8 protein-coding genes and 1 pseudogene are annotated in these 14845 nt (G+C 36.8%); all 9 read left to right on the forward strand.

The features are described from left to right. Window positions 1–110: 110 nt before the first annotated feature. Complete coding sequence (locus tag MUN53_RS17185; RefSeq protein ID WP_262918251.1) at window positions 111–464, forward strand: DUF6057 family protein; 354 nt, start codon at window positions 111–113, stop codon at window positions 462–464. Then, window positions 461–1915 (forward strand): TolB family protein, encoded by a 1455-nt coding sequence (locus tag MUN53_RS17190; protein ID WP_243326621.1) that lies wholly within the window; start codon window positions 461–463, stop codon window positions 1913–1915. Before MUN53_RS17185 ends, MUN53_RS17190 begins: the two co-directional genes overlap by 4 nt. A gap of 19 nt (window positions 1916–1934) precedes the next feature. Next, complete coding sequence (locus MUN53_RS17195; protein ID WP_243326622.1) at window positions 1935–2939, forward strand: FecR family protein; 1005 nt, start codon at window positions 1935–1937, stop codon at window positions 2937–2939. 566 nt (window positions 2940–3505) lie between these two features. Next, the gene (locus MUN53_RS17200; protein ID WP_243326623.1) at window positions 3506–6943 is read left to right on the forward strand and encodes a TonB-dependent receptor; all 3438 of its coding nucleotides are present in this window, start codon (window positions 3506–3508) and stop codon (window positions 6941–6943) included. 6 nt (window positions 6944–6949) lie between these two features. Further along, complete coding sequence (locus MUN53_RS17205; RefSeq protein WP_243326624.1) at window positions 6950–8782, forward strand: RagB/SusD family nutrient uptake outer membrane protein; 1833 nt, start codon at window positions 6950–6952, stop codon at window positions 8780–8782. An 18-nt stretch (window positions 8783–8800) separates the two neighbouring features. Further along, window positions 8801–9475 (forward strand): DUF3823 domain-containing protein, encoded by a 675-nt coding sequence (locus MUN53_RS17210; protein WP_243326625.1) that lies wholly within the window; start codon window positions 8801–8803, stop codon window positions 9473–9475. A gap of 220 nt (window positions 9476–9695) precedes the next feature. Beyond that, window positions 9696–10760 (forward strand): cellulase family glycosylhydrolase, encoded by a 1065-nt coding sequence (locus MUN53_RS17215; protein ID WP_243326626.1) that lies wholly within the window; start codon window positions 9696–9698, stop codon window positions 10758–10760. 8 nt (window positions 10761–10768) lie between these two features. Continuing rightward, window positions 10769–12797 (forward strand): annotated as a pseudogene (locus MUN53_RS17220) (beta-L-arabinofuranosidase domain-containing protein). 34 nt (window positions 12798–12831) lie between these two features. Continuing rightward, window positions 12832–14622: a glycoside hydrolase family 172 protein gene (locus MUN53_RS17225; RefSeq protein WP_243326627.1), complete on the forward strand. Its 1791-nt coding sequence runs from the start codon at window positions 12832–12834 to the stop codon at window positions 14620–14622. The last annotated feature ends 223 nt before the right edge of the window (window positions 14623–14845 follow it).

Below are 14845 nucleotides of genomic sequence, written 5' to 3' on the forward strand. Positions count from 1 at the left end.
TTTGCAACACTAAGATAAGTGAAAATTCTGACATGGCAAAATCCTGGGCAACTTTTTGTTGCTCAGGAACTTATAAATAAAGTTAAATTATAGTGTTGCGGAATTAAGGATTGATAGATAATGATCCACAAAATACCCTTGCGTTTCAATATCTGAGTGGGTTTCTGTTGTTAAATCGAAATTTGAACGCTTTCAGAGAGTTGTATGATATGTATTATCATTCAGATATCTGGCCTGAATTGTCTTTATCTCAGCAGCAAGCTGTTGTCGCTTTGGAACAAGATTCTCCTGGTAATTGGGCTAAGATGGGAGTTAGTTTGGCAACGGAACAAGCTTATGGTTCTTTTGCGCAGGATTTGGCAGATAAACGAGGCTATATTAATTTTGTGGAGGAAATAGCCAAAAATCATGGTAATACGTATTGGTTTTATTTGTTGTTTAAGGATCGAGGAGGGAAAAAATGAAATGTATTATCTATATGGTTCTATTTGTCCTAATGACATTAGCTTGTAGTCCTGGTTATAAAATTGATCAATATCAGGACAAAGAAGTGTCTATTAATCCGGATTATAAAGATATTACTGTCCCTCATAATATAGCACCATTGAATTTTACGGTTAATGGATCTCTTTTATCTTTTGTAAAATATGAAGTAGATGGGGATAGTCTTATTGTAGGTGAGAAAGATAACCAAACGGATATTCCTCTAAAAAAATGGCATGAGTTTTTGGAACGGGCTCAAGGTAAACAAGTGAATGTAACTGTGGTTGTTAATCAGAAAGGAATATATGTTGCTTATAAACCTTTTTCTTTTCATGTTTCGGCTGATCCAATCGATGGATATTTGGCCTATCGTTTAATTGAGCCAGGTTATGCTATATGGAATCAAATGGGGATTTATCAGAGAAATCTAACTAATTTTGAGGAAACTCCTATTATAGAAAATAAAGTCACTAAGGGTAATTGTGTAAATTGTCATTCGTTTTGTGAACGAAATCCGGAGCATTATTTGTTTCATATGCGTTCTACATTGGGAGGTACCGTTTTTGTAAATGGAGACTCTATTGACTTTGTTAATACGCAGGCAAAAGAGACGATTTCTCCTTTGGTTTATCCTTATTGGCATCCGTCAGGTGATTATGTCGCTTTTTCGACAAATAAAACGTCGCAGGGGTTTCATCCGACACAACGGGTGGAAGTGTATGATTTAGCGTCTGATGTAGTCGTATATCAAATAAAGGAGCATATGATTATTTCTTCTTCGCGGTTGGCTTCGAAAGATTCTTATGAAACATTTCCGGCTTTCTCTCCAGATGGAAAATCTCTCTATTTTTGTACAGCACAGGCAAAATCAATGCCTGATTCGATCCAGTCATTAAAATATAATCTGTGTCGGGTGTCTTTTGATGAAGAGTTGGGTTGTTTTGGAGAATCAATAGATACATTGTTTAATGCGGAAAGAGAAGATAAGAGTTTTTCTTTTCCAAGAATTTCTCCGGATGGTCATTTTTTATTAGGAACGGTGTCCGGTTATGGAACTTTCCCTATTTGGCATAAGGACGCAGATTTATACCTGATTGACTTGAGAACTAACAGAGGAGAATATGCGGTTCCAGCTAATAGCGAAGATACCGAAAGTTATCATTCCTGGTCGTCCAATGGAAGATGGGTTGTGTTTAGTAGTCGTAGGGGTGATGGATTATATACACGTCCATATATTGTTCATGTATCTTCTAACGGTACATTTGGTAAGCCATTTTTGCTTCCACAGGAAGATATTGGTTATTATGATGAATTATTGAAGTCGTATAATATACCTGAGTTTATAACTGGTAAAGTAAATAATAAATCTTTTTTTATTCGGCATATGGCTGATAATGGAGAAAAGAAGGTTAGTTTTAGAAAAGTAGATTGATAATTGATATTAAGTATAGATGAATAATTCTAATAAATATATACCGTGGACTCTTTTGGTAAAGGATTTTAAAGATGAGTTGAATGTAGCAGAAAAAGAACTGCTTGATCTTTGGTTAAAAGAATCATCTTTTAGTCATTTGTATGGCTCGTTAAGGAGATGTTGGTTCTTTCTTTTAGGTTATCGGGTGAATACTCAAACAGAGACGGATATTGATCGTTTGTGGAGGAAAATGGAAGGAAGAATCTCCAAAAGGAAAGTGTATTTATGGAGTGTTCCATGGAAACATTGGGGATGGGTTGCATCGATTCTTTTAGCTATATGTGGAATATCTTATTTTCTTCATACTGATAATTACGAAGAAAATAAGCAAGTTACTCCTGTTTATACTGCTCTTACTGGAAAATCAAAAATACTATTACCTGATAGTTCTGTTGTTTGGTTAAATAAAGGTTCAACATTGGTTTATTTGATTGAGGAAGAAGGAAAAGAACGAAGAGTAAGACTGACAGGAGAAGCTTTTTTTGATGTATATAAAGATCCTAAGAAATCATTTATCGTAGAAGCGAAAGATCTGGAAGTTCAAGTTTATGGAACAGCTTTTACTGTGAAAGATAATGTTAATGGAGGAACGTGTGTTTCTTTATTGAGAGGATCTGTGGCAGTGAGAAAAGATAGTCTATTAAGAAAAATTGAGCCTGGAGAAATGGCTGTTTATATGCCTCAGACAGATCGTATAGAAACTCGAAAAGTAGATGTGGAATTTGAATCCCTTTGGGCGAAAGACACGTTAAGTATTAATAAATTGCCTTTGGAGAAGGTGGTTCGATATTTGGAAAAGTGGTATGATAAAAAAATATTGTTAGGCGAAAGTGTTTCCAAAGATCAGGCATTCACGTTCTCTTTGACAGATGAGCCTTTAGAGGAAGTTTTGCGTTTGATTTCTCGGATTTCTCCTGTTCAATATCAATTTAATGATGAAGATATTGTGGTAATTAATAAATTGAACAAGCGTAGAAGTTAGAATAATAAGAATCTTTTTGGGAAAGAATTTTTGTCTTTTCTATAAGTTAAAACCCGCCGGCTTTTTATTCATTTCCGGCGTATTTTGATCAAAAACCGGCGTATTTTTAATCATTCATTATGAGGAAATAAAATAAACGAGAATCGTTTTTAATGTTCGTTTGATTCCAGTTTTATTCTTGTTAATTTTGTTTTTATATCCATAATAGGCTTCTCTTTGTTAGAAAAATATCCTTCACATTTTTTCTATTTGCTTCTTACTCTGGTAGATGATGTGATTCGAATATGTAGATATACTTAAAAAAACTTTTATTAGGCAAATGTTAAAAATAAATTTCTTTTAGGGGTAATTTGGTTTTATAACGACTCTCTTTTTGTGTTAGCAGTAAATATTATTAAAAAAACTGGAATAGATTGTTCGGAATAATATAAAATTGGTAATACAAATAAATGAATTGTTTAATGATAAAATTTAAGCTTATGGGGAAGGTGTAATAGCATGAAAAACATGTCAACATGTAGAGTGAGAATATTTTAATCTAATTTTTTAATCTTAATATGTAAGTTATGAAAAAGCATTTGCTTTATTGGATGAAGGGTAAAATATGGAGATTCCCTTTATCATTAAGTTTATTTTTATTGCCTCCGGCTATATATGCTTCAGAGGTACAAATGGAAGCTGTAAAACCGATTTCGATCCAACTGACGGATGTTTCGTTAAGTGAGGCGATGAGTCAGATCGAAAAAGTGAGTGGATGTTCATTTTTTTATGATGCCAATAATGTAGATTTGTCATTGAAGGTTAGCTTGAATGTTTCTAACGAATCATTACGGAAGGTTTTAGATACAATTCTGGATGGAACAGGTTTAGGCTATGAAATATCCCAAAATCAAGTTCTTTTATTACCTGTGACTTCAAAACAGAATCCTGGACAGAATGTTCAAAATCCTAGTACCCAGCAAAAAAAGAATGTTGTGAAAGGAAAAATTCTGGATGCAGCAGGTCAACCGGTGATAGGTGCTAATATTGTAGAAAAAGGGACAACAAATGGTACCATATCTGATATGGATGGTAATTTTACCATTAGTGTAGAAGAGTCTGCTGTTTTGGAAGTTTCTTACATAGGTTTTGTAAATCAGCAAGTTAAGACCTCTATAGGGGGGGGTAATTTGACGATTACCTTAAAAGAAGATTCCGAGACTTTGGATGAAGTTGTTGTAACAGGTTTCGGTTTGGCACAGAAAAAAGCAACTTTAACAGGTGCTATTTCTTCCGTAGGAGATGAAGATATTAGTCGTTCTGTTGCCTCTACGGCATCTGGAGCTTTGGTTGGTAAAATAGCTGGTTTGAATACGCGTCAGGTAGATGGACGTCCAGGAGCTTCTACAACTATCCAGATTCGAAACATGGGTACTCCGTTATTTGTAATTGACGGTATTCAGTCTGATGAAGGTCAGTTTAATAATTTGGACTTTAATGATATTGAAAGTATTTCAGTATTGAAAGATGCATCAGCAGCGATTTATGGTGTGCGTGCTGCTAACGGTGTTGTGGTAGTAACAACTAAAAAAGGAAAAAGAAATAGTAAGAATACAGTTTCTATTAATACTTACTATGGTTGGCAAACGCCATCCAGTTTCCCAAAACCGGCTGATGCTGTAACTTATATAACGAATTATATTCAATCAGAAACAGTACAGAGTAAAACGGATTATACATATTCTAAAGAAGATTATGAGAAGTGGAAACAGGGCACTGAAAAAGGATATGTTCCTTTTGATTGGTATGATTTTATTTGGGAAACCTCTCCTCAGTATTATGTAAATGCTAATGTATCAGGTGGTTCAGATAAGATTAACTATTATTTTTCAGTCGGCCATTTGAATCAGGACGCAATGATTGTCAATTATGGTGGATTTAAGCGTACGAATGTACAAATGAATATTGATGCTCAGATCAATGAACGATTAAAAATAGGAGCATCAATGAATGGTCGTATCGAAGAACGTAAGAATCCGGGAGTTCCCGAGACGGATGATTATTGGATGCCTCGTTTTGGAACTTATCGAAATTTGCCGACTAAACGACCTTATGCGAATGACAATCCAAATTATCCAACTTTGACATCTTCCAATGCGGCGACAAATTTTGCTTGGTTAACTTATGATTTGTCAGGTGAGTATAAAAACACTTGGCGTGTCGCTCAGTTACAAGCTAATGCCGAATATGATATTTTTGATGGATTGAAAGCCAAGGCGATGGTTGGTTATTATCTGGCGTATAATGTGATGAATAACCAAGAATATACCTATAAGCTTTATGGTTATGATGAAGCAACGGATACCTATCCGGTTATTTTTGAGAATAAGAATCCATGGAGAGAAAGACAGGTTGGACATAATGAAGAGTTGTTGTCGAATATTCAACTTTCTTATAATAAAAAGTTTGGAGATCATACTGTTGCCGTTGTAGCTGGTTTGGAGGCTGTAAAACGTGATACTCCATATTCATGGCTGCATGCGATACCAACGGCCAATAGTTTGCATCTGATTGATTATGAAACGATGGATACTTATAATGATTATGGGAATGAAACCCAAGCACGTTTAGGTTGGATGTTCCGAGGTAATTATGATTATGCTAATAAATATTTGGTTGAGTTTTCAGCAAGGTATGATGGATCGTGGAAATTCCCGCCCAATCATCGTTGGGGCTTCTTCCCTTCTGCTTCTGTAGGTTGGAGAATTTCTGAAGAAAATTTCTGGAAAGAGTCTGACATGTCTTCTATTTTTAGTGATTTCAAATTAAGAGGATCATACGGATTGGTAGGAGATGATAATGTAGATGGATATGCTGCTTTTGACTATATGACAGGTTATAATTATAAAAACGGAGGATCTGTTATTGATGGTGAATATACAATTGGTTCGGTTCCGCGAGGATTACCGGTAACTACGTTGTCTTGGATTAAAGCTAAGATTTTAGACATTGGTTTTGATGCTGCCTTTTTGGATAATCGCCTGACAGGTCAGTTTGACTTCTTTAGACGTCATCGTACAGGATTACCGGCTTCCCGTTATGATGTGTTGTTACCTTCGGAAGTAGGATTTTCTTTACCGAAAGAGAATTTGAACTCAGATGTACATATGGGATATGACGCAATCGTGAAATGGAGTGATCGTATAAATGATTTTACGTATTCGATTGGAGGAAATGTCACTTATGCACGTTTCTATGATTGGGAACAATATAAACCCAGATTCTCTAATTCATGGGATGTTTATCGTAATTCAATCGATCATCGTTTTGGTTATGTGAATTGGGGATTGGAAGCTATTGGACAATTTGAAAGCTGGGAAGAAATTGCTACTTATCCGATTGATAATGACAGACAAGGAAATAAAACACTTCGTCCGGGTGATATAAAATATAAAGATGTGAATGGTGACGGTGTTATTAATAGTATGGATGAGCGTCCTGTCGGTTATCGTGAAGGTGCAACACCCGTATTAAACTGGGGTTTGAATTTTGCTTTTGGGTGGAAAGGCTTTGATTTGTCGTTTGATTTGACTGGTGGTGCTTTAGCTTCTTGGTATCAAGATTATGAACAGCGTAATCCATTCCATGATGGAGGTAATAACCCTCAGTATTATATGGAAGACACATGGCATTTGGCTGATATTTGGGATGCAGATAGCGAATTGATCAAAGGAACTTATCCTATGTTGTTGATTGGTAATAGCTCTCATAGTAATTATTGGAATAGTACATTCTGGAAGAAAAATGTAAGATATGTTAAACTTCGTAATTTGGAGTTTGGATATACATTACCAAAACATATTATACAGAAAGTATTGATTTCAGATTTGAGATTTTATGTTGCAGGAACCAACTTATTTACAATAACAAATATGAAAGGTGTCGATCCTGAATCTGATCAGACAAACGGATTAGGATATCCGACTACTCGAATTATTAATATCGGTATGAATCTTAAATTTTAAACGTGTATGAAAAAAAGATATATGTTGGTAGCATTGACATCTTTAGTTTTGTCAATGACTGCTTGTAATGGTTTCTTAGATCGTGAACCGGATAAAATTATGACAGATGAACAGATTTTTAATGATCCTGTTATGATTAAATCTGTTTTGGCGAATTATTATGGTCGTGTGACATGGGGGCAACACGTTGCAGACTGGGGATCATTTGCGATAATAGATGATGCAGCAAAGTGTGATGGTGGGCCAGATCAACGTTCTACTTTTGAAGATGATTTATGGCGAGTTTATGATTACACATTGGTTCGTAATATCAATCAATTTTTGAAAGGATTACGAGAAACAACTGCACTAACAGATGCAGAAAAGGCGCCATTGGAAGGTGAGGCTCGTTTTTTGCGTGCCTGGTATTATTTTAATATGTGTAGAGGACTTGGAGGAATGCCAATAGTAGGAGATGATATATTTGATTATACACCGGGAATGGATGTTACGAGTATGCAATATCCTCGTTCAACAGAAGCAGAGATGTATGATTATATTATTAGTGAATGTCAGGCGATAGCAGGCATGATGTCAACTAATAAACAAACAAATAGTGCTAGAGCTAATAAATGGGCTGCCAAGATGTTGGAAGCTCGAGCTGCTTTGTATGCAGGTTCCATTGCCAATTATAATAATAAGATGACGACTCCCATTAAGACAGACGGTGGTGAAGTTGGTATACCTGCAGATAAGGCAGAAGGATATTATAAAATAGCATTGGCTGCAGCTGAAGATGTCATCCAAAATAGCCCGTATGAACTGCAGGATAAGCGTCCAGATGATAAAGGTTTGAATTTCTATCAGGCTGTATCTGTAAAAGAGAATAATACCGAAGTAATCTGGGCTCGAGATTATAAATATCCTGGTCAGACACACGGTTTTACGAATTTTAATGCTCCTAAATCTCATGCAGAGGATATTGATAATAGCTGGTTGGGTGTTGTCTTGAATTTGGTGGAACAGTTTGAAGAAATAGATACGGATACTCCAGGTGAAGGTAGTAAGATTGAAACAATGGAGAATGGATCTTATAAATTTTATGATTCAGCTGATGCACCATTTAAAAATCGAGATCCTCGTTTATGGGGAACGGTTATATATCCCAATGCGACGTTAAAGAGTTCTCCGGTAATTCTTCAAGCAGGTCAATTGAATAAGGTTGATGGTAAGTGGCAAATCCTAACAGGCGACTTGGATTCTAAAGATGCTCAGGGAAATATTATCACAGCTCTAAATGGGCCGAAGGAATCAAATGAGCAGTATATAAATAAAACAGGTTTCTATATTCGTAAATTTATTGATGAAACACCATCTGCAGGAACTCGTGGACGTGGTTCTGAAATGTGGATGCCCCGTTTCCGTATGGCAGAAGCCTATATGATTGCAGCAGAAGCTTCATTTGAATTAAGTAATGGAAAGGCATTGGATTACATTAATGCTGTTCGTAATCGTGCAGGAGTGAAGCCTTTAAAAACTGTGACTTTTGATAATATTGTTCATGAGAATCGGGTAGAATTTGCTTTTGAAGATCATCGGTACTGGGATATGAAACGTTGGCGTTTGGCTGATAAAATTTGGAATGGCAATAATAATGATGAATTAGCTCGTCATCGTCGTTTATGGCCATATCTGGTTGTAGCTCCAGGTGATCCGAATGATGGAAAATGGGTGTTTGTTGAAGATTATTTGTTTATGTCACCGAATGCTCGCTATTTTAGAATGCAGAATTATTATAACTTTTTGGATTTGGGTTGGATTAATAACAATCCTAAATTGGTGAAGAATCCATATCAATAATATTAAATGTACACGAATATGAAGATTTTATCGAATATATTTTCTTTGTTAGTACTGGTTGTTTTGTTTTCTGGATGTGGTAAGGATAATTATGATGCACCGGATTCTAGATTGACGGGTACTATTACTTATAATGGGGAAGCTCTTAATTTAAGAGGAACAGGTGAAGCTATTCAACTTCAGCTCTTTCAGGATGGTTATGATAAACATGATCCGATTTCAGTATATGTGGGTCAAGATGGTGTATTTTCTGCGATGTTATTTGACGGAGAATATAAGTTAGTGACACGTGATGGAAATGGACCTTGGGTGAATAATCGCGATACGATGGTTGTTAATCTAAAAGGAAGTGCAGATATAAAATTAGAAGTAACGCCTTATTACTTGATTAAGAATGAGCAGATTAGTGTGACTGAATCTGCTATGACTGCGTCATTTACGATAGAACAGATTGTTCCGTCTGCAACAATCAATAAAGTTATGCTGATTTTAAGTAAGACTCAGTTTGTTGACGACGTGAATAATGTGTTTCGTCAAGATATATCTGATGTGAAGTCGGGTGCTGTTAGTTTCACAGCAGATATTAGTGGTAATACAGATGTTTCCAATGCAAAAGCTCTATATGCTCGTGTAGGAGTATTAGCAAATGGAGCAGATCAGGCTATTTATTCTTCTATTGTAAGGATTAGATAATGTTTGAAAATAGTGAATTTATAACTATTAAATAGGGAACAGATTTTTTAGGGAAGGTTCGTTCTGGTTTCCTGGAACGAACCTTTTTATTTTCTATGTTGCTTGTTTTATGAAGTAGACAAATAGAAATTCATGTATCTTTTCATTCTAACTTATATGATGCGTTGAAGGGTAGTCTGTTTGTCATTGTATGTCTATTGTGAACGTTAAATATAAGATTATGAAATTACGAAATCTCTTTTTTAGTATAAGCATATTATTTGTGTCTACAGTTGTATCCTTTGCTCAGAATGGTTTATGGAGTATTGAAAAAGCGAAAAAATGGGAAAAAGAGCATCCTTGGTATTGTGGGGTGAATTATATTCCTTCGAATGCAATTAATTATACAGCTATGTGGGATAAAACTAGTTTCTCGCCTGAATTGATTGATAAAGAAATGCTATTGATGGAAGAACTTGGTATGAATTGTGTTAGGGTTGTTTTACAGTATGTCGTTTATGAGGATGATCCAGATTATTTCATTCAAACATTTGACCATTTTTTGAATATTTGTAACAAGCATAGAATAAAGGTTATGCCTGTTTTTTTTGATGATTGTGTATTTGGTGTAAATACCGATCCTAAAATAGGAAAGCAGTCAGAACCTTTAGAGGGCTGGTATGCTTGGGCATGGTCTCCTTCTCCGGGTTGTTCAATGGTTGTAGATGAGCGTACGCATCATAAGTTAGAAATATATGTTAAGGATATTTTGTCTCGATTTAAAGATGATAATCGTATATTTGTTTGGGATTTGTATAACGAACCAACAAATACAAATTTTCCAGAAAGGAGTTTCCCTTTACTCTATAAAGTCTTTAAATGGGCACGGGAAATAAACCCGAAACAGCCTATAACTTCAGGAATGTGGAATGGAAATCAGAAATTGAATGATTTTTTAATAGAAAATTCGGATATCATTACTTTTCATTGTTATGCTCCAAAGGAGGAAACAGAAAAGAAAATGAACTACTTTTTAAAATTTGGACGTCCAGTAATTTGTACTGAATGGATGAATCGGGTTGCAAAATCATATATTCTTGATATTTTACCAGTCTTTAAGAACGCAAATGTAGGTAATATTATGTGGGGACTGGTAAATGGAAAAACACAAACACATTTACCGTGGGGGCATCGTCCGGAACAATTGCCTTATACGGGAGAATGGCAGCATGATATTTTTAAGGGAAATTATGCGCCATATGATCAAAAAGAAATTGACTTGATTAAAAGTATGATTGAAAAATAATAATTGTTATGAAGAAGATTTATTCATTAGCATTAGTATTATTGCTTTCTTCTTGTTCTTCCGTTCCGACAGAACAGGAAGGGGGCATGGTGGATCGAATGCCGATTAAGACGGTTAATGCGAATTATATAAGTAATCGAGAACCATTACAGCCTCAACAGTTTATTAAATTACCAACGGGTAGTATTCGCCCGGAAGGTTGGTTGCGGACTATGTTGGAATTGCAGCGTGATGGTTTAAACGGACATTTGGGGGAAATCAGTGCGTGGTTACAAAAAGATGATAATGCCTGGTTGAAATCTGGAGGTAAATGGGGATGGGAAGAAGTCCCGTATTGGTTAAGAGGGTATGCCGGATTGGCGTATTTATTAAAGGATGAACATTTGTTGACAGAAACGCAAACTTGGATTGAAGCGATTCTAGCTAGCCAGCGAGAAGATGGGAATTTTGGCCCTTATACGGAAGTGGATGGTGCGCAAGATTTTTGGCCAAATATGGTAGCACTGTGGATCCTACAATCGTATTATGAATATTCTTCGGATGAGCGGGTACTTGGTTTTATGACTCGTTATTTTCATTATCAACTGACTGTTCCAGATGAGAAATTCTTGGAGTCGTATTGGGAAAATAGCCGTGGTGGTGATAATCTTTGGAGTGTAGTTTGGCTGTATAATCGGACAGGAGATCAGGAACTGTTGAAGTTAGCAGATAAGTTACATCGAAATACTGCCGATTGGACGAAGTCGACCGAGCTTCCGAACTGGCATAATGTGAATGTGGCTCAGTGTTTTCGAGAACCTGCCACTTATTATTTGTTTAATGGGGATGAAAAATATGTATCTGCCAGCTATAATGTGCAAAGTCTGATTCGTCGTGCCTTTGGTCAGGTCCCTGGTGGTATGTTTGGGGCAGACGAAAATGCACGCATGGGATTCTTTGATCCTCGTCAAGGAACGGAAACTTGTGGATTTGCAGAACAGATGGCTTCGGATGAGATTATGTTATTAATAACGGGTGACCCTTATTGGGCGGAAAATTGTGAAGATGTAGCGTTCAACAGTTATCCGGCGGCACTAATGCCGGATATGAAATCATTACGTTATATTACTTCTCCCAATATGGTCATGAGTGATAGTGAGAATCATAAACCAGGAATTGATAATGCTGGTCCTTTTTTGGCCATGAATCCATTTAGTAGTCGTTGCTGTCAACATAATCATGGCTTTGCATGGCCTTATTATGCGGAACATTTGGTAATGGCAACACCGGATAATGGAGTGGCTGCTGTACTTTTTAATAGTTGCGAGGCAACAGTGAAAGTGGCTGATGGTAAGGAGGTTGTGATTCGGGAACAGACAGACTGATTATCCGTTTGATTCTCAAATTTCTTTTACTATAGCGAGTGATCAGGCAGTAGTATTTCCCTTCTATATTCGTATTCCCAGCTGGACGAAAGATGCAGATGTAAAGGTGAATGGCCAAAAGGTTCAAATGGATTTTGGCTCGGGAGAATATCTTTGTTTACAGCGAACTTGGGAAAATGGAGATAAGATAGAAGTAAACTTCCCGATGGAAATCTCATATAGAAAATGGCAGGTAAACAAGAATAGTGTCAGTGTGGATTATGGTCCTTTGACTTTATCACTGAAGATCAAAGAGAAATATGTGAAGAAGAACAGTACGGAAACGGCTATTTGGGATTCTCAATGGCAGAAAGGTGCAGATGTGGAAAGCTGGCCGTCTTATGAAATTTATCCGGAATCATCATGGAACTATGCGTTACAGTTGGAAACTGGAGTGACATTGAAAGAGAAGAAAACATTAGCTCCGGGAGTGAATCCGTTTACACCTGAAAATATACCACTCGTATTCCAAGCTAAAGGCAGGATTGTTCCTGAATGGAAGATAGATGAGTATAAACTTTGTGGTGTTCTCCCCTATGAATCGGCTGTAAAATCAGAACAGGTAGATGATATAGAACTGGTTCCTATGGGGGCTATGCGTTTGAGAATCTCGGCATTTCCAACTTGTAATTAATAAAAGTAACGACGGATAAATGTAGTTTGATATCATGAAAAATCAATTTTGTCTATTTGTAATTGCGGCATTAATAAACTTATGTTCCATTCATGCGCAGGAACAGGTAAGTATGCAGAGTTTACTTCGGAAAATGGTGGATCGGAAGCAATTGGTAGAATATCCGGAGTCAATTCCTTATAAAGCAATGCAGGCGAGCAGTTATAACCGGGCTTCTGTTTCTCCGGATCAACCTGGCTGGTTTGCCGATTCGGATGGCGTCTTTTGTATTCGTACGGAAAAGAACCGGGAAGGAGAAACAGAATGGGTATTAATGGAAGACAAAGGTCCTGGAGTTATTACGAAAATATGGGCTGTTTGTTTCTATTATGGACTGGATGATACAACAGGCGCCAATCTGAAGATTTATTTAGATGGGGAAGAAGAGCCAACGATCAATTGTAACTTTTTTGAGTTTGTCAAGGGTGAGTCTTTTGTTAAGCCTCCGTTTGCGATGGAAACCCGTCGTGCCGGTAATTCCTATTTGCCGATCCCTTATGCAAAAAGTTGTAAAGTGACGATGGATAAAAAGGTATTTTATAATATTATCAGTTATAGAAGTTATCCTCAAGGTACATCTGTCCGGACTTTTAGTATGGATGAGTATAATCAATCGCAAATATTGATTGACAGTGTAGGGTACGTCTTGGAAAGAGGAGTGTACGGAGATTTGGCTTCTACAAAAAATACGGAAGCTTATTCTTTTCATAAGACTTTGCGGCCACAAGAAAAAGAAACGTTGCTTATCCGGAAAAAGCAGAAAGCCATTGAACAGTTGGTATTCCAATTAGATGCAGAAGATTTTGACCAAGCATTACGTTCAACGGTATTGAAGATCTCATTTGATGGAGAACAGACTGTTTGGACTCCGTTAGGGGACTTCTTTAACATAGGAGTTGGATTGAAAACTTATCAGATGTGGGAAAGAGCCGTACAGGAAGATGGAACCATGATTTGCCGGTGGATTATGCCTTATCAACATATCGCAGAGCTGGAGATAGAAAACATGGGAAAACAAGACATACAGATGTCAGTAACAGCCAAGGTAATGCCTTATACCTGGAATGATCGGTCCATGTATTTCCATTCATCTTGGCGTATGGATGACCCTACACCTGGTTTCCCGTTGTTCGATTATAATCTGGTTAATGTGAAGGGAAAGGGAATTTATGTAGGTGATCAGTTTACGGTATTAAACCCGGAAGAAGGCTGGTGGGGAGAAGGTGATGAAAAGGTGTATGTAGATGATGATACATTCCCATCGTTGTTTGGTACCGGAACGGAGGATTATTATGGTTGGGCCGGAGGAGTTGTTCCTAATCCAGAGGATGAATTTTATACACCATTTTTAAGTAATGTCCGAGTGGCAGCTCCTAATTCTATGGGATATAATACTTGTACAAGAACACGCGTATTGGATGCTATTCCTTTTAATCGGCAGTTGGATTTCAATATAGAGTCTTCGGGTTCCAACCGAACCAGTTGGTTCCATTTGCAATATGCGGTGAATACCTATTGGTATGCTAAACCAGGTGCTTCTTGTAATCGGAAACCCTTACCGGAAATGGCCTCTCGTAAAATCATGACATTACAGGAGTTACAAGTCTATAATGAGAAATGTAAGACGGATCGGTATATTTACCCGGGTGCGATAGAAGCAGAAAATCTGGAAACTTATCAGTCGGGAGATGCTGTTCGGCCAGTAGAAAAAATGGATGTTTGGGGTGAATTGAGTAATGGCGAAGCCAAATGTTATCAGTTTACCCTTAATTCCGCAACACTTTGATTTAACTTTATTTATAAGTTCCTGAGCAACAAAAAGTTGCTCAGGATTTTGCCATGTCAGATTTTTCACTTATCTTAGTGTTGCAAATCAAAACAAGCGTAAATCGTAACAAGACATGGCAAAGGTACAAATAAAATCTGAAAAACTCACACCTTTTGGAGGAATTTTTTCAATCATGGAGCAATTTGACTCCATGCTTTCACCTATTATCGACCAGACACTT

This window comes from Parabacteroides faecalis (assembly GCF_022809355.1).
Taxonomy (GTDB): Bacteria; Bacteroidota; Bacteroidia; order Bacteroidales; family Tannerellaceae; genus Parabacteroides; species Parabacteroides faecalis.

Coding starts and splice junctions, on each gene's coding strand:
- MUN53_RS17190 (WP_243326621.1), top strand. CDS start 461: ATGAAATGTATTATCTATATGGTTCTATTTGTCCTAATGACATTAGCT.
- MUN53_RS17195 (WP_243326622.1), top strand. CDS start 1,935: ATGAATAATTCTAATAAATATATACCGTGGACTCTTTTGGTAAAGGAT.
- MUN53_RS17200 (WP_243326623.1), top strand. CDS start 3,506: ATGAAAAAGCATTTGCTTTATTGGATGAAGGGTAAAATATGGAGATTC.
- MUN53_RS17205 (WP_243326624.1), top strand. CDS start 6,950: ATGAAAAAAAGATATATGTTGGTAGCATTGACATCTTTAGTTTTGTCA.
- MUN53_RS17210 (WP_243326625.1), top strand. CDS start 8,801: ATGAAGATTTTATCGAATATATTTTCTTTGTTAGTACTGGTTGTTTTG.
- MUN53_RS17215 (WP_243326626.1), top strand. CDS start 9,696: ATGAAATTACGAAATCTCTTTTTTAGTATAAGCATATTATTTGTGTCT.
- MUN53_RS17225 (WP_243326627.1), top strand. CDS start 12,832: ATGAAAAATCAATTTTGTCTATTTGTAATTGCGGCATTAATAAACTTA.